The organism is Albimonas sp., assembly GCF_055129145.1.
Map to the genome: position 1 here is coordinate 14,746 of NZ_JBSRTQ010000040.1, position 15,154 is coordinate 29,899.

At 69.3% G+C, this 15,154-nt stretch carries 14 protein-coding genes and 1 tRNA gene; 3 read left to right on the plus strand and 12 right to left on the minus strand.

The features are described from left to right. Nucleotides 1–2 precede the first annotated feature (2 nt). The 8 genes from rplK to ACTB72_RS08790 all read right to left on the minus strand — a co-directional run bounded on the left by rplK (nt 3) and on the right by ACTB72_RS08790 (nt 5,784). Nucleotides 3–431, minus strand: a complete 429-nt coding sequence (gene rplK, locus ACTB72_RS08755; RefSeq protein ID WP_463036608.1) for a 50S ribosomal protein L11 — start codon at nt 429–431, stop codon at nt 3–5. A 102-nt stretch (nt 432–533) separates the two neighbouring features. Then, a complete protein-coding gene (gene nusG, locus ACTB72_RS08760; protein ID WP_463036609.1) occupies nt 534–1,067 on the minus strand; it encodes a transcription termination/antitermination protein NusG in 534 nt (177 codons plus the stop codon). Between the two features lie 225 nt (nt 1,068–1,292). Further along, complete coding sequence (secE, locus tag ACTB72_RS08765; RefSeq protein ID WP_463036610.1) at nt 1,293–1,490, minus strand: preprotein translocase subunit SecE; 198 nt, start codon at nt 1,488–1,490, stop codon at nt 1,293–1,295. 149 nt (nt 1,491–1,639) lie between these two features. Next, nucleotides 1,640–1,715, minus strand: a tRNA-Trp gene (locus ACTB72_RS08770). A gap of 75 nt (nt 1,716–1,790) precedes the next feature. Continuing rightward, nucleotides 1,791–2,528 carry a VPLPA-CTERM sorting domain-containing protein gene (locus tag ACTB72_RS08775; protein WP_463036611.1) on the minus strand — a complete coding sequence of 246 codons (738 nt, stop codon included), beginning with the start codon at nt 2,526–2,528 and terminating at the stop codon, nt 1,791–1,793. 385 nt (nt 2,529–2,913) lie between these two features. After that, the gene (gene argF, locus ACTB72_RS08780; RefSeq protein WP_463036612.1) at nt 2,914–3,843 is read right to left on the minus strand and encodes an ornithine carbamoyltransferase; all 930 of its coding nucleotides are present in this window, start codon (nt 3,841–3,843) and stop codon (nt 2,914–2,916) included. Further along, a complete protein-coding gene (locus ACTB72_RS08785) occupies nt 3,840–5,033 on the minus strand; it encodes an acetylornithine transaminase (RefSeq protein ID WP_463036613.1) in 1,194 nt (397 codons plus the stop codon). Before ACTB72_RS08785 ends, argF begins: the two co-directional genes overlap by 4 nt. Before the next feature lie 361 nt (nt 5,034–5,394). Continuing rightward, nucleotides 5,395–5,784, minus strand: a complete 390-nt coding sequence (locus ACTB72_RS08790; RefSeq protein ID WP_463036614.1) for a DUF983 domain-containing protein — start codon at nt 5,782–5,784, stop codon at nt 5,395–5,397. A 294-nt stretch (nt 5,785–6,078) separates the two neighbouring features. Between ACTB72_RS08790 and ACTB72_RS08795 the strand changes: the two genes are divergently transcribed. After that, a complete protein-coding gene (locus ACTB72_RS08795; RefSeq protein ID WP_463036615.1) occupies nt 6,079–7,332 on the plus strand; it encodes a calcium-binding protein in 1,254 nt (417 codons plus the stop codon). 147 nt (nt 7,333–7,479) lie between these two features. Here ACTB72_RS08795 and thrS read toward each other — a convergent pair whose 3' ends face one another. Then, nucleotides 7,480–9,513: a threonine--tRNA ligase gene (gene thrS, locus ACTB72_RS08800; protein WP_463036616.1), complete on the minus strand. Its 2,034-nt coding sequence runs from the start codon at nt 9,511–9,513 to the stop codon at nt 7,480–7,482. Nucleotides 9,514–9,795: 282 nt separating this feature from the next. Between thrS and ACTB72_RS08805 the strand changes: the two genes are divergently transcribed. Further along, nucleotides 9,796–10,836 carry a porin gene (locus ACTB72_RS08805; RefSeq protein WP_463036617.1) on the plus strand — a complete coding sequence of 347 codons (1,041 nt, stop codon included), beginning with the start codon at nt 9,796–9,798 and terminating at the stop codon, nt 10,834–10,836. A gap of 62 nt (nt 10,837–10,898) precedes the next feature. Here the strand turns inward: ACTB72_RS08805 and ACTB72_RS08810 are convergent, their stop codons facing one another. Both ACTB72_RS08810 and ACTB72_RS08815 read right to left on the minus strand, forming a co-directional pair. After that, the gene (locus tag ACTB72_RS08810) at nt 10,899–11,900 is read right to left on the minus strand and encodes a TIGR02186 family protein (RefSeq protein WP_463036618.1); all 1,002 of its coding nucleotides are present in this window, start codon (nt 11,898–11,900) and stop codon (nt 10,899–10,901) included. Then, nucleotides 11,897–12,811: a sulfite exporter TauE/SafE family protein gene (locus tag ACTB72_RS08815; protein WP_463036619.1), complete on the minus strand. Its 915-nt coding sequence runs from the start codon at nt 12,809–12,811 to the stop codon at nt 11,897–11,899. Before ACTB72_RS08815 ends, ACTB72_RS08810 begins: the two co-directional genes overlap by 4 nt. A 269-nt stretch (nt 12,812–13,080) precedes the next feature. On the opposite strand from ACTB72_RS08815, the gene ACTB72_RS08820 reads away from it, so the two are divergent. Continuing rightward, entirely contained in the window at nt 13,081–13,710 is a 630-nt protein-coding gene (locus ACTB72_RS08820) for a hypothetical protein (RefSeq protein ID WP_463036620.1), read from the plus strand. A 16-nt stretch (nt 13,711–13,726) separates the two neighbouring features. On the opposite strand, the gene ACTB72_RS08825 is transcribed toward ACTB72_RS08820, so the two are convergent. Continuing rightward, the coding region (locus tag ACTB72_RS08825; protein ID WP_463036621.1) for a mechanosensitive ion channel family protein at nt 13,727–15,154 on the minus strand (1,428 nt) is incomplete at its 5' end.

Consider the following 15,154-nt stretch of genomic DNA (forward strand, 5'->3'; position numbering starts at 1 on the left):
GATCAGCCCTTGACCTCGATGCCCATCGACCGCGCCGAGCCGAGGATGATCTGCATCGCCGCTTCGACGGTGTTGGCGTTCAGATCGACCATCTTGGCTTCGGCGATCTCGCGAACCTGCTTGACCGAGACGGAGCCCGCGACTTCGCGCCCGGGCTTGGTGGAGCCCGATTTCAGCGTCGCGGCCTTCTTGAGAAGGAAAGACGCCGGGGGCGTCTTGATCACGAAGGTGAAAGACTTGTCCTGGTAGTAGGTGATGATGACCGGGCACGGGGCGCCCGGCTCAAGCCCCTGGGTGGAGGCGTTGAATTCCTTGCAGAACATCATGATGTTCAGGCCGCGCTGACCCAGCGCCGGGCCGATCGGCGGCGACGGGTTCGCCTTGCCGGCCGGCACCTGAAGCTTCAGGCTGCCGATGATCTTCTTGGCCATCTGGCCTCTCCTTCATCCCGCGCTTCGGATCGCGATCCGTCGCGCATACGGTTAGCGGTGCGGCCTCGGCGACGCGTCGCCTCCGCCTCCCGCGCCTGACGCTCAGCCCGTTTTCTGGACCTGGGCGTATTCCAGTTCGACCGGGGTCGAGCGTCCGAAGATCGACACCGCCACTTTCAGGCGGGCGCTGATCTCGTCCACTTCCTCGACCATGCCGGTGAAGCTTTCGAACGGGCCATCGGTGACTTTGACCTGCTCGCCGATCTCGAAGGTGATCGCGGGGCGCGGACGCTCCACGCCCTCGGCGACCTGGGAGATGAGACGTTCCACTTCCGCGTCGCGCAACGGCGTCGGCCGGCCCATGGGACCGAGGAAGCCGGTGACCCGGTTGGTGTCCATCACCAGGTGATAGGCCTCGTCCGACATCTGCATCTTGACCAGCACATAGCCGGGCATGAAGCGACGTTCGGTCTGGACCTTCTTGCCGCGGCGAAGTTCCACGACCTCTTCGGTCGGCACCAGAACCTCTTCGATCTCGTCTTCGAGACCGTTCTGGCGCGCGCCCTCCTTGATGGCCTCGGCCACCTTCTTTTCGAAGTTGGAGAGCACGTGGACCGTGTACCAGCGCTTGGCCATACCGCCTGTCTCGACCTCGCTTCGGGGACCCTTGAGCGGGCCGCCTTTATCTCAAAACACCAAGCGCGCGGCTTACGGAACAGCCGTCCCGAATCGCTGCGCGCCAAGATGCGTGATGGGAGCGCCCCGACTATCCCCGCAACTGCCGCAAGGCAAGCGCGAAATGCCGGCGCGACGACGCCGCCCGGCGCACCGGAGGCCTGCGCCGCTCGTCCTGGCCCGGGCTCAGAGCCCGAGGCGGAAGATCTGGTCGATGCCGAGCGCGATGATCTGGTCGATCGTGAAGAAGAAGATCGCGGCGAGTGCGGCCATCACGAACACCATGATGGTGGTGATGATGGTCTCCTTGCGGGTCGGCCAGACGACCTTGGCCGCTTCGGCGCGGACCTGCTGGACGAACTGGAGCGGATTGGCGCCGGCCATGTGGGATCTCTCCTCGTCGACCCGATGCGCGGCGGGTCCTGTCAGCGGGTCCTTCGCCGCGGAGAGCCTGGCGCGTGTCGCGGCCCCTGCCCTTCGCGGCCGGTGCGGTGACGCGGCCGGTCCGGACCGACGACGCATCGCATATTCGCTGGCAGGGGCGGGGGGACTCGAACCCACGGCCCTCGGTTTTGGAGACCGATGCTCTACCAACTGAGCTACACCCCTCCAGCGGAGGCAGGCTCTACCGCCTGCCGGATGGGAGGTCAAGCGGCCCCGCGCAAGGCGGGGCCGCTGTCGTCGTCAGGCGGCCTTGGCGCGCCGCTTGCGGGCCACGAGGCCCATGCCGGCCATGCCGACCCCCAGCAGCGGCAGCGCCGCCGGCAGCGGCACGTCCGACACGCCCGAGAGCCCGGAGACCGCGGCCTTGGAGGTCACGAAGCTCTGCGTGTTCTTCGACGCGTGGTTGAAGGTCACGATCGTGGTCATCGAGAACGGCGACGCGCCGTCGAGGAACGTGAAGTAGTCCTGCGAGAACGCGTTGAAGCTCGTCCCCGTCGGGGAGAACTCATACATGTCGCCGATGGCCTGCTCGACGCCGAACGCCGTGTTGGTCGTATCCAGATAGGCCTGGATCGTCACGTCGCCGCCCGCGAACCCGCCGAGCGAGTGCTGACCGAGCCAGAAGCCCGAATTCAGCGTCAGGTCGGTCTCGGTGACCATGAAGGTCAGGCTGCCGCCCCTGGTCAGGTTGGAGCCTTCCAGCGACAGGGCCAGGGACGGGCAATTCGAGCTGCAGGACGTGACCTGCGCCGAAGTGCTGGTCCAGTTGGTCAGCGCCGGAGAGCCCAAGGCCGAGCTGTCGTAGTCGATGGAGCCGAGCGTGGGGTCGGCGTCGCCGACGCCCCCGTCGACGATGTCGATCTGCCCGTTCGAATCGATCAGGCGGATCGCGAGGGCGTCGGCCGGCGAAGCGGCGACGACGCCGAGCGCCGAGGCCACGACGAGAGTCGCAAGCCGAGCGCGAAGGATAGCGGTCATTCTTTGAGGTCCGGAGGTTTTGCAAATACGCGCAGATTTCAAATGGGAATATCGCAAACACACGATACCCGACATTCCCCAGGCGCAATGGCCTAAAATCCTATAAAACGTCGAAAATAGTCGCTAATAAGGCTTAACTTGACGTCAAACCTCAAATTTCGAGATGACGTTGCGCCATACCGGGACTATTTACTTAACGTAAATGATTGCGCCCGCCCCATTCCGTCACATCCGCTTCGCCTTACTGCAAGCGTCCCGCCATACCGGAAGAATCGGGTCGACGCGCCGAACCTCACGGCGCCGCCGGACCGCGGCGGGCCGGAACGAAAAGCTACGGTTCGGGGGGCTGCAGGGCCGGCCCCGCGCGGGGGCCGGCCGGGTCGCGCTAGGCGCCGAAGCACCAGCGCAGGATCGCCTTCTGGGCATGAAGGCGATTCTCCGCCTCGTCGAAGATCACCGAGTTGACGCCGTCCATGATCTCGGACGTCGCCTCTTCGTCGCGATGCGCCGGCAGGCAGTGCATGAACAGCGCGTCGGGCTTGGCCTTCGACATCAGCTCGGCGTTGACCTGGTAGGGTCTGAGCTGGTTGTGGCGTCGGTCGCGCGCCCCCTCGTCGTCATGCATCGACAGCCAGGTGTCGGTGACCACCAGATCCGCCCCGGCGGCGGCCTTCAGCGGATCGCGCTCGATCCGGATGTCGGCGCCTTCGCCGCGCGCCCAGGCGACCACCTCCGGGTCCGGGTCCAGCGTCTCGGGCCCGGTGAAGGTCAGATCGAAGCCGAAGCGCCCCGCGGCGTGCAGGAACGACGCGCAGACGTTGTTGCCGTCGCCCGACCAGACCACCTTCTTGCCGGAGATCGAGCCGCGATGCTCTTCGTAGGTCATCACGTCGGCCATGATCTGGCAGGGATGCGAGTGGTTGGTCAGCCCGTTGATCACCGGGACCGTCGCATGCTCGGCCATTTCGATCAGCGTCGCCCGCTCGAACGTGCGGATCATGATGGCGTCGACATAGCGCGAGAGGACGCGGGCCGTGTCGGCCACGGTCTCGCCCTGCCCCAGCTGCATCTCCGAGCCGGTCAGCACCATGGTATCGCCGCCCAGCTGCCGCACGCCCACGTCGAAGGAGACGCGGGTGCGGGTCGAGGGCTTTTCGAAGATCAGCGCCACCATCCGCCCCTTCAGGGGCAGATCGTCGTCGCGCACGCCCTTGGCCCGCCCCGCCCGCGCGGCCTTCACCGCGCGGGCGTCGTCGATGATCCCCTTCAGGGCCTCTCTCGGGACCTGGTCGAGGTCGAGGAAATGCCGCGTCATCCGGCGGCCTCCCTCTGTTTCGCCTCCACCGCGACGCAGGCGACGTCGAGACGCGCCATCGCCTCGTCGATCTCGGCGTCGGTGATGTTGAGTGGCGGCAGCAGGCGGATCACGTTGTCCCCCGCCGGCACCACCAGCAGCCTGGCGTCGTAGCCGGCATGAACCAGGTCCATGTTGGCGGCCTTGCATTTCAGACCGATCATCAGCCCCTCGCCGCGCAGGCTTTCCAGCACGTCGGGATGGGCGGCGATCAGCCCCTCCAGCTTCTGGCGCAGACGACCCGCCAGACGCGAGACGTTGGGCAGGAACCCGTCCGCGGTCACCGTCTCCATCACCGCCACGCCGACGGCGCAGCCGAGCGGATTGCCGCCATAGGTCGACCCGTGGGTGCCCGCGGTCATGCCGGAGGCCGCACGCTCCGTCGCGAGACACGCGCCGAGCGGAAAGCCGCCGCCGATGCCCTTGGCGATGGCCATGATGTCCGGGGCGATCCCCGCCCATTCATGGGCGAAGAGCTTGCCGGTGCGGCCCACGCCGGTCTGGATCTCGTCGAAGATCAGCAGGATCCCCTGCTCGTCGCAGAGCTTGCGCAGACCCTGCAGGCACTGGTGGGGCACCGGGCGGATGCCGCCCTCGCCCTGGATCGGCTCGATGCAGATCGCCGCCGTCTCCGGGCCGATGGCGGCGTGCAGCGCGTCATGGTCGCCGAAGGGCACATGATCGAAGCCGGGCAGCAGCGGGCCGAAGCCCTTGGTCAGCTTCTCCCCGCCCGCGGCCGAGATCGTGCCGAGCGTGCGGCCATGGAACGACCCCTCGAAGGTCACGATCCGCACCCGCTCCGGCGCGCCGGCGTTGTAATGGTATTTCCGCGCCATCTTGATGGCGCACTCCATCGCCTCCGCGCCCGAGTTCGTGAAGAACATGGTGTCGGCGAAGGTGTGCTCGACCAGCAGGTCGGCGAGCCGTTCCTGGTTCGGGATCCGATAGAGGTTCGAGGTATGCCACAGTCGTCGCGCCTGATCCTCCAGCGCCTTGACGAGCACGGGGGCGGCGTGTCCGAGCACGTTCACCGCGATGCCGGCGCCGAGATCGAAGTAACGGTCGCCTTTCTCGTCAATCAGCCATGGGCCCTGTCCCTCGACGAAAGCGAGGGGCGCCCGAGCATAGGTCGGCAGGACGGGCGTGATCACCTCTGAAACTCCTTCAGAACCGGCCGGGATGGATCGTAAAACGCCCCGCGCGGCGGCCGGACCGGGCGGAGCGGAGGCGGATTGGTCGGGGATCGCGGGGGAAAAGTCAAATGAAAGGCTTGGGCGCGCGCGCGAATTCCCGGTGCGCGGGACGCCCCGGCGGCGGCGGCGCGCGCCGGTCGCCGCGAACCAAGGCGGCGGAGGACTACGCGATGCCGAGCCTTGCCATTTCGGGGTCCGCGCCCAAGCGCGCAATCGACTGCGACGCGATGCGACGGGCCCCGGACATGAAGACGCCCGCCGGAGGGGCGGGCGTCATGACTGCGACAGGCCTGGGCCTGAGCGCCCTGCCCCGCGTCGGTCAGGCGCGGGCGTCGTCGAAGCCGTGCATGCGCTTGGCCCATTGCAGTCCGATGAACGCCCCCTTCACCCGCGGCAGCAGCCAGAGCGCCGAGACCGCCGCGATCCCGCTCAGCCCCGCCGCCAGCGCCATCGGCCAGTCGCCCAGCAGGCCGAACAGCACCGGCAGGCTGAACCCCACCAGATGGCAGACCAGCAGCATGGTGACGTAGGCCGGCCCGTCATCGGCGCGGTGATGGTGCAGCGCCTCGCCGCAGGCGGGGCAGGAATCGTTCACCTTCAGATATTTGCCGAACATCCGTCCCTCGCCGCAGCTCGGGCAACGCTGGCGCCAGCCCTTTAGCAGGGCGGGACGGGTTTCGCGCGCGACGACGGGGATGGCGGAGGGCATGGCGTGACTTTCTTCGTGATGGATCCGTGGACGGATTGTGGGGGTCGCGCGCGCAAAACGGAAGAGGCGCCGGGGCATATCCCCCATGCGCCTGACGCGCGACGGGGGCGGTGACGGGAGCGGCGACGCCAACAGGGGGGCGTGACCCTTCGGCAACGCCCGGCCTGGCTCCACCTCGCCCCACCCCGGTTGACGAAGCGTCATATGGGGGTTCGGCTTGCATTCATGAAATAGGCGACTTAACGCGGATTTCTTGCCAAGCCTTGAGAAACGCTACGGAATGAGGGGACAGACATGTCCAAAGATGATTTCGCACGCAGCCGGCTGTTTCAGATGCTGGACGACGACGAGTATTTCGCCACCGTCGTCCAGATCCAGCGCAGCGGCCACAACCTCGACGCCTACGGGGCGGTCTCCGGCGCCGATTCCGCCGGCTACCTGATCCAGTACGAGAACGCCCCCGACCTCGCGGCGACGGTCTACGAGGGCGACGCGGTCTCGGCCTGGATCGCGATCTATGACGAGGCGAGCGGCGCGATCCGCGGCTTCGGCCTCGGCGACGACGAGGCCGGCTATGTGCGCATCGCCGGCTTCGACGACGACGACGTGGATCGGGGCATGCGCGCGGCCTATAATTTCTGGACCGATGTGGAACTCGAAAGCGGGGTGTGGACGGCCGAATTCGCCGACGATTTCCGTAACAACGGCGCCTCGCGCCAGGGCATCCGGATCGAGACCGGGGCCGAGGACCGCTACACCTTCGATCACGGGATGATCTCGGGCAACGGCTCCACCGACGAGACGGTGCAGACCATCCGCATCGAGGGCTGGCTGGAGAACCCCTGGTACGACTGGTCGACCGACGCGGGCGCCGACCTGTTGAGCGGCATCGAGTTCGGCGTCGAGCTGACCTATGTCGACTACGCCGACGCCCTGCTGGTCGACGGCGAGGACGGCGGGGGCGGCGACGAGACGCCGGTCACCGAGCCGGACCCGGACCCGGAGCCCGTCTATGGCGACAACGGCCGCGACCGGCTGATCGGCACGGGCGAAGCGGACTGGATCTGGGGCCTCGGGGGCCGCGACGTGATCAAGGGCCGCGGCGGCGACGACCTGCTCTCGGGCGGCGGCGGCCGGGACAAGCTGGTCGGGAACGGCGGCGCGGACAACCTGTTCGGCGGCAACGGGGCCGACAAGCTGGTCGGCGGCCGGGGCGCGGACCTGCTGATGGGCCAGGGCGGACGCGACAAGCTGATCGGCGGGGGCGGCGCCGACTGGCTGCAGGGCGACGACGGGCGCGACGTGCTCAAGGGCGGCGGCGGAAGCGACAGCTTCGTGTTCGATGCCCGCGACGGCCGCGACAAGGTGCTGGACTGGCAGGAGGATCGCGACTGGCTGATCGTCTCCGCGGGCGCCGACGGCTTCGCGGACCTGGAAATCACGGACGTCCGCGCCGGGGCCAAGGTGCACTGGGCCGCGACCACGGTGATTCTGGTCGGCGTCGAGGCCGACGCGCTCGCCGCCGACGATTTCAGCTTCATCGGCTGAGCCTGCGCGCCGCAGGCCGGAGACGCACAGGGCGGCCCCGCGAAGGGCCGCCCTTTTTCGTGGCTCCCGCCCGACCCCGAAACGCGAAGGGCGCGGCCGACCCTTCGGTCGACCGCGCCCCCTGTCGGCGCCGGCGAGGCGGAGGCGTCAGGCCGCGCCCGCCAAAGTCCTGGCCGGGCGCAGATCCGGCGGGGTCGCCTCGGCCACGAATTCGGCTACGGCCTCGTCCAGACCCATCGTCTTCGAGCCCTGCGCGCCCAGACGGCGGACGGAGACCGTGCGGCTCTCCACCTCCTGCCGCCCCACCGCGAGGATCAACGGGACCTTGGCGAGGCTGTGCTCGCGGACCAGATAGTTGATCTTCTCGTTGCGGGTGTCGGCCTCCGCCCGGATCCCCGCGGCGCGCAGCGTGGCCGCGACCTCCTCCGCATAACCGTCCGCGTCCGAGGTGATGGTCGCCACCACCACTTGCCGGGGCGCGAGCCAAAGCGGGAAGCGGCCGGCGTGGTTTTCGATGAGAATCCCCAGGAACCGCTCGAACGAGCCGAGGATCGCCCGATGCAGCATGACGGGCCGCACCTTCTCGTCATGGTCGTTGATGTATTCGGCGCCCAGCCGCTCGGGCAGGTTGAAGTCGGCCTGGAAGGTGCCGCACTGCCATTCCCGACCGATCGCGTCGGTCAGCTTGAAGTCGAGCTTGGGGCCGTAGAACGCGCCCTCTCCGGGATCGACCTCATAGGGCAGGCCCAGCGCCTTGATCGCGCCTTCCAGCGCCGCCTCGGCCTTATCCCAGACCTCGTCCGAGCCGACCCGCACCTCGGGCCGGGTGGAGAACTTGATCTCGAAGCGCTCGAAGCCGAGGTCCTTGTAGACGGTGGACAGCAGCCGGATGAAATCCGCGCATTCCGCCTCGATCTGGTCCTCGGTGCAGAAGATATGCGCGTCGTCCTGGGTGAAGCCGCGCACCCGCATCAACCCGTGCATGGAGCCCGAGGACTCGTAGCGATGGCACGACCCGAACTCGGCCAGCCGCAGCGGCAGGTCGCGATAGGACTTGCGGCCGTGGTTGTAGATCTGGACGTGGCAGGGGCAGTTCATCGGCTTCAGCGCGTTGACCCGCTTGGCGTTGGCGTGGGAGCCGGCCTCGGACCCCTCGTCGATCTCGGTGATGAACATGTTCTCGTGGTAGTTCTCCCAATGTCCGGAGGCCTCCCACAGCTTGCGGTCCACCACCTGCGGGGTCTTGATCTCCTTGTAGCCCGCCACCGTCAGCCGGCGGCGCATGTAGTCCTCCAGCGCCCGGTAGACGGTCCATCCGTCCGGGTGCCAGAACACCATGCCGGGCGCTTCGTCCTGGAGGTGGAAGAGGTCCATCTCCCGGCCGATGCGGCGGTGGTCGCGACGCTCCGCCTCGTCCAGCTGGTGCAGGTAGGCGTCGAGATCGGCTTTCGAGCGGAAGGCCACGCCGTAGATGCGCTGCAGCATCTTGTTGCGGTGGTCGCCGCGCCAATAGGCGCCGGCCACCTTCATCAGCTTGAAGGCGTCGGGCGGGACCTGGCCGGTATGGACCAGATGCGGGCCGCGGCAGAGGTCCTGCCAGGGGCCGTGCCAGTACATCCGGATCGCCTGATCCTCGGGGATCATGCCGACCAGCTCGACCTTGTAGGGCTCGCCGCCCTTTTCGTAGAAGGCCACCGCATCGGCGCGGTCCCAGAGCTCGGTCCGCACCGGATCGCGCTTGGCGATGATCTCGCGCATCTTCTTCTCGATGGCGGAGAGATCGTCGGTGGAGAACGGCTCGTCGCGGTCGAAGTCGTAATACCAGCCGTTGTCGATCACCGGGCCGATGGTGACCTTCACGTCGGGCCAAAGCTCCTGCACCGCGCGGGCCATGATATGCGCGCAGTCGTGGCGCACCAGCTCCAGCGCCTCGGCCTCGTCCTTCATCGTCACCAGCGCCATCTTCGCGCCGTCGATCAGCGGCGCGGAGAGGTCGACGAGCTTGCCGTCGGCCTTCGCCGCGATGGCGGCCTTGGCGAGCGATTTGGAGATGTCGGCGGCGAGATCGGCGGAGCTGGACCCCGCGGGCAAAGTCCGCGTCGCGCCGTCCGGCAGGGTCACGGTGACCTGCCGGGCCTCGGCCGAGAGGGACTCGGGACGGGCGGCGTGCGCGTCGGACATGGGGTTTCTCCAGTGGCGTTCTGTCATGATCGGGCGGGGGTGCGCCCCCGCGCCGTGGCGCGCACCATATGAGGGGCGCGCTTCCTGTCAAGGAAAGCCGCCGGCGCGGCGTTCCGCCACCCTTGAAGGCGCGGGCGCCCGGGGGCGCGCGTCCTTATCTGAGAGCCTGCGCGGTCTTTTCAAGGACCGGCGCCAAGACGTGCATCAAGCCGCCCAAAGCAGCACCCGCGTCCCCGTTCCGCGAACGGAGGTGCCCGGCGAGCAAGCCATCGGAGCCAGACAATGAGTCGTTCCAACTTCCGACGCCGCCTTCGCGGCGGCACGGCGCTGGCGATCCCCGCGATCGCCGCGATCCCCGCAACCCTGTTCCTGGCCGGCGCCCCGGCCCGCGCCGCCGAAGCCGTCGTCGGCTCGGTCGGCGGCTACATGACCTTCGGCGCCGGCATCACCGACGCCACCCCCGGCGGCGACGCCGAGGTGGCGATCATCCGCGACGGCGAGATCCACTTCAAGGCCAAGGGCGCCTCCGACAACGGCCTGACCTTCGAGGTCCGGGTCGAACTCGAGGCCTTCACCACCACCGACCAGATCGACGAGAACTGGGGCAAGGTCTCCGGCGCGTTCGGCGAGATCTACGTGGGCGGCGCCGACACCGCGCTGAACGAATACGGCGGCGTCGGCGTGGTCTACGCCTCCGGCCCGTTCAACTACTACGATCCCGACGTGTCGATCACGCCCGGCGACAGCAGCTTCATCGGCAAGGACGACGCGCTGTCGATCCGCTACGGCACGCCGGTCATGCACGGCTTCCAGGCCGGGATCAGCTACCAGCCCAACGCCGATGTCGACGGCGCGAACGACCGCCAGATCGCCGGGCGCGAGCTGGGGATCGCCGGCCAGACCGACATCAAGGACCAGATCGCCGTCGGCGCGTCCTGGGCGGGCGCGGTCGGCGCCGTCGACCTGGCCGTGGGCGGCGGCTACCTGACCGCCGACGGCCCCCGCGCCGCGGACATGTACCATGCCGGCGCCAGCGTCGGGTACGCGGGCGTGACGGTCGCCGGCTTCTGGAACCGCGACGGGACCGGCGGCGACACCGACCGCTACGGCCTCGGCGCCATGTACAAGACCGGCCCCTGGAAGGTCGGCGGCGGCTTCGTGCTGGCCGACGGCGCGGACGAAGGCAGCCGCGGCACATTGGGCGCCACCTACGCGCTGGCGCCGGGCGTCGACGCCGTCGCGGCGGTCGAAATGGGCGACGAGACCGGCGACGGGCTCGACACCTCCTGGGGCGTGGCCACCGCGCTGCAGGTCCGGTTCTGAGCCCCGGCTGAAAGACCGCGGCGGGGGGGCCTCGCGCCCCCGCCGCCCGACCGGGCCGGCGCCTAGCGCCGAAGCTGCCGGAACACCTCCGACGCGCCCCAGCCCGCGGCCAGCGCCACGATCAGCGCCAGCAGCCCGTATTGCAGCGGCTCCTCGCGCGACAGGGCGAAGAGCCACCGCTCCATCCCCACCTTGCGCACGCCCACCACGGTCTCATGCAGGTCGATCACCTGCCGGTCATGGACCAGGAACACGCGCGCCACGTAATCGCCCTCGACGATATTCGCCGGCAGGGCGACATGCGTGGTGAAGAGCGTGTCCTCGATCACCTCCACCTCGATCGGGGCCTCGACATAGAGCCCCTTGTCCCGCCGCAGCCGGATCACCGCCTCGCGGAACGCATCGGGATCGGGCACGTCGGCGGACGAGCCGATGGACCGCACCTGAGTGTCGAGCGCGATGCGGTGGCGCAGGTTCTCGGTCTCGCTCAGCACCTGGTCGAGCGGGCCGGTGGAGGCGACCGCGTAGAAGCTCGGGGCCGCGTCGACCACGGTGGAGGCGCTGTTGGCCCAGACCCCGAACATCCGCGCCTTGCGCCGCACCGTCACCGGGGTCGAAGGGCCGGAGACGGTGACGATCACGTCCGGCTTGCCTTCCCGGGCGGGGGCGTTGCGCTTGATGGCCCCGAAGACGAAGATCTCCGAGCCGGAATAGGTGGTGGTGATCGAGACCTGGTTGTGGCTGAGCGCGGCGATCACCCTCTCGCGCGCCGGATCCTCGGGGCCCGTCTCCTCGTCCGGGGCTTCGCGCCCCTCGGGCATCACCACCACCTGGCCGCCGCCGGGCTTCATCTCGGGCGCCGACGTCCCGGACCCGCCGCCGGGCGCGCCGGGCGGGGCGGCGGGCGCGTCGCCCTGCAGCGCGCGGGGCCCGGCCGGCGTCGGCGTGGACGGATCGCGCGGCGCGCCCTGCCCCTCCGCCGGCCCCGCCGCGAAACCGAGCGCCGCGCCCAGCACCGCCAGCGCGACGACGACGCCTGCGATCCGCCGTCCGCCCGCGATCATGGCGCGGCCGCGAGGCTGTAGAGTTCGTCCGGCGTCGCCACCAGGTCGAAGCCGATCTTCAGACAGACCGCGAGCACCATCACCGCCAGCCCGATGCGCAGCTGCTCGGCCTTCAGCTTCATGCCGAAGCGCGCGCCCACCTGCGCCCCGGTCACCCCGCCGACCAGCAGCAAGAGCGCCAGCGCGATGTCGACGGTGAAGGTCTGGGTGGCGTGCAGGACGGTGGTGACCCCGGTGACGAACATGATCTGGAAGAGCGACGTGCCCACCACCACCGCGGTCGGCATGCCCAGCATGTAGATCATCGCCGGCACCATGATGAAGCCGCCGCCGACCCCCATGATCGCCGAGAGAAGACCCACCAGCGCCCCGATCAGCAGCGGCGGGATCACCGAGATGTAGAGGTTGGACGCCCGGAACCGCATCTTCAGCGGCAGCCGGTGCACCAGCCCGCGCCGCCGCTCGCGTCGCTTGGGCATGGCGCCGGACCGGGCGCGGGCGAGCGCGCGCAGGCTCTCGACCAGCATCAGCGCGCCGACCACGCCGAGGAACAGCACATAGGTCAGCGATACCATGAGCTCGACCTGGCCGAGCTTGGTGAGCAGCTCGAAGATCTCGACCCCCACGAAGGAGCCCGCGACGCCCCCCCCCAGCAGCACGCCGCCCATGCGGAAATCCACCGCTCCGCGCCGCCAGTGCGCCAGCACGCCCGAGAACGAGGCGGCGCAGATCTGGTTGGCGCCGGTGGCGACGGCGACGGCCGGAGGGATGCCGACGAGCATGAGCAGGGGGGTCATCAGGAAGCCGCCCCCGACCCCGAACAGGCCGGAGAGCAGGCCGATCAACCCGCCGAGGCCCAGGAGGACGAAGGCGTTCACCGATACCTCGGCGATAGGCAGGTAGATGAGCATGGAGGCTCCCGCTGACAGGACCGGATTACAGCCCGGCGGGGGCGGATTTGGCAAGGTCGCCCGCGCGAAAACACCGCGTCACGGGTGTGCTTCTTCGTCCCGGACCGCGCCCCGCCCTCCGGGGCGCGGCGGACGGCCCCCCCGCCCCGGACCGCGCCCCCGACCGGGCCGACCCCCGCCTGTGAGGGTTTCCATTCCGCGGCGCGCCGGATGGGGGTAAAGTCCGGTGGTTTTTAGTATCGACCATCGGAATTGGGAGGATTTGCATCATGCGCAGACGAGATTTCATCTTGGGCGCGACCGCCGCCGCCGCGACGGCCACCGCGACCCCGGCCGCCGGCGACATCCGCTGCGCCATGCCCGACGGCTGGGGCCGGCGAACCTGCGAGGTCGGCGTGCCGATAGGCCCGCTGCCCACGCCCTGGCAGGAATGCGTGGTCTGGTGCTGGGCGGCCTGCGCGCAGGCGGCATTCGGGCTCGCCGGCCATCCCGTGACCCAGCAGGCGTTCGCAGCCAGGGCCTTCGGCGACCCGCGGGTCTGCCAGGCGGCCGACGGCCCCACGATCAAGCGCGCGGTCGACGGAGGATGGACCGACGCCCGCGGTCGAAGCTTCGGCGCTCGCCTCGACGTGGTCATCGACGCCCATTTCGGCATCTCGCATCCGAATCCGCTCGATGTGGTCTGGCAGGAGTTGCGGAGCGGGCGGCCGCTGATGGTCGGCTCGGTGGGTCATGCGACGCTGATCACCGCGATGACTTACACGGAGTCGCCGGGCGCCCCGCCGGTCACGAACCTCGTCACGGTGCGGGATCCCTGGCCGGCCAACCCGAACAAACGCCCGATGACCCCGCAGGAATTCTTCAACGTGAACTTTCTCGCGGTCTTCCGCTTCTTCTGAGACGCCCCTCGGCCCCCTACCGCGCCGTCGCCGCGGCCATGGCGGCGGCGTGGTCCTCGCCCTCCGGCCCCTCGATGGCGCGGCGGGCGGCGGCGCCGACGGCGGCGCGCTCCTGCTCGTTCAGGCCGCGGTCGGGCATGTTGGGGATGCGCACCGTCACCTCGCGATGGGCGAAATGGATGCCCTCGCGCTCGAACATCTCGCGGATCTCCTGGTAGACCAGCTTGCGGGTGGTCCACTGGTCGCCCGGCCGGGTCATGTACTTGATGCGGATGATCATCGCCGAATCCTCCATCATGTAGACGCCCTGCGATTTCAGGGGCTGCACGAATTTCGGCCCCTCCACCGGGTGCTCCTTCAGCCGCTCGCCCAGCTTCTTGACCAGCTTGCGCACCTTGTCGACGTCGGTGTCGTAGGTCAGCCGCAGCGGCAGCTTCATCATCACCCAGTCGCGCGAGAAGTTGGTCAGATGCGCGATCTCGCCGAAGGGGATGGTGTGCAGCGCGCCCAGATGGTGGCGCAGCTGGAAGGAGCGAAGGGAGATCTTCTCCACCGTGCCCTTCACCGCGCCGACGTCGATGTACTCGCCCTTGCGGAACGCGTCGTCGAGCAGGAAGAACATGCCCGACAGGATGTCGCGCACCAGGGTCTGGGCGCCGAAGCCGACCGCGATGCCCACGATCCCCGCGCCGGCGAAGAGCGGGGCGACGTTGACCCCCATCTCGGTCGCCACGATCACCGCCACCGAAATGCCGATGGTCACCAGGATCGCCGAGCGGAACAGCGGCAGCAGCGTGCCGAGCCGGGAGACGGCCGAGGCGCCGCCGCCCTCGTCGCCGGGCTCGGCGACCATCTCGTCGCCGCCCTCGGCCTCGATCCGCTGGTCGAGCCAGATGCGCACCGCGTGATAGGTGATGTAGCCGAGGAACAGGGTGTCGAGCACGTCCTGCGAATTGTCGAAGAACGAGTCGTCGGCGAAGATGTCGCTCCCGCCCCAGATCCGGATCAGCGTGTAGGCGCCCATGCCCAGCGAGAACAGGCTGACGATGCGGCGGGCCAGATCCTCGAAGCTGCGCATCGACTTGGCGGGGCGGAAGCTGCGCGGCGGCTCGGCGCCCGCGCCCGCGCCCATGTCGGCGTCGGCGTCGGCGGAGGCGGCGGCGGCGGGGCGGCGCGGCGGAACCGCGGCCGGGCCGCCGCCGCCCTCCTCGTCGCCGTCGTCGTCCACGTCGCCCACGTCCATGCGCGCGGCGGCGGGAAGCTCGGGCTCGGTCCGCCGCTGGGGCGGGATCCCGGCCGGGCGGGCGGGGTCGGCGTCCGGCCGGTCGTCGCCGAGCGGCTCGGTCGCGTCGAGGCTCCCGAGCTCGGGCGGCAGCACGATGGGCTCCAGCGCCGGCTCATGGATCGGGTCGGCCCCCGTCGCCGGCTTCGGCGCCGGCGGCGG

What these genes read in the sequence shown, in the direction of transcription:
- rplK (WP_463036608.1), bottom strand. Translation starts at nt 431, where the DNA reads ATGGCCAAGAAGATCATCGGCAGCCTGAAGCTTCAGGTGCCGGCCGGC.
- nusG (WP_463036609.1), bottom strand. Translation starts at nt 1,067, where the DNA reads ATGGCCAAGCGCTGGTACACGGTCCACGTGCTCTCCAACTTCGAAAAG.
- secE (WP_463036610.1), bottom strand. Translation starts at nt 1,490, where the DNA reads ATGGCCGGCGCCAATCCGCTCCAGTTCGTCCAGCAGGTCCGCGCCGAA.
- ACTB72_RS08775 (WP_463036611.1), bottom strand. Translation starts at nt 2,528, where the DNA reads ATGACCGCTATCCTTCGCGCTCGGCTTGCGACTCTCGTCGTGGCCTCG.
- argF (WP_463036612.1), bottom strand. Translation starts at nt 3,843, where the DNA reads ATGACGCGGCATTTCCTCGACCTCGACCAGGTCCCGAGAGAGGCCCTG.
- ACTB72_RS08790 (WP_463036614.1), bottom strand. Translation starts at nt 5,784, where the DNA reads ATGCCCTCCGCCATCCCCGTCGTCGCGCGCGAAACCCGTCCCGCCCTG.
- ACTB72_RS08795 (WP_463036615.1), top strand. Translation starts at nt 6,079, where the DNA reads ATGTCCAAAGATGATTTCGCACGCAGCCGGCTGTTTCAGATGCTGGAC.
- thrS (WP_463036616.1), bottom strand. Translation starts at nt 9,513, where the DNA reads ATGTCCGACGCGCACGCCGCCCGTCCCGAGTCCCTCTCGGCCGAGGCC.
- ACTB72_RS08805 (WP_463036617.1), top strand. Translation starts at nt 9,796, where the DNA reads ATGAGTCGTTCCAACTTCCGACGCCGCCTTCGCGGCGGCACGGCGCTG.
- ACTB72_RS08810 (WP_463036618.1), bottom strand. Translation starts at nt 11,900, where the DNA reads ATGATCGCGGGCGGACGGCGGATCGCAGGCGTCGTCGTCGCGCTGGCG.
- ACTB72_RS08815 (WP_463036619.1), bottom strand. Translation starts at nt 12,811, where the DNA reads ATGCTCATCTACCTGCCTATCGCCGAGGTATCGGTGAACGCCTTCGTC.
- ACTB72_RS08820 (WP_463036620.1), top strand. Translation starts at nt 13,081, where the DNA reads ATGCGCAGACGAGATTTCATCTTGGGCGCGACCGCCGCCGCCGCGACG.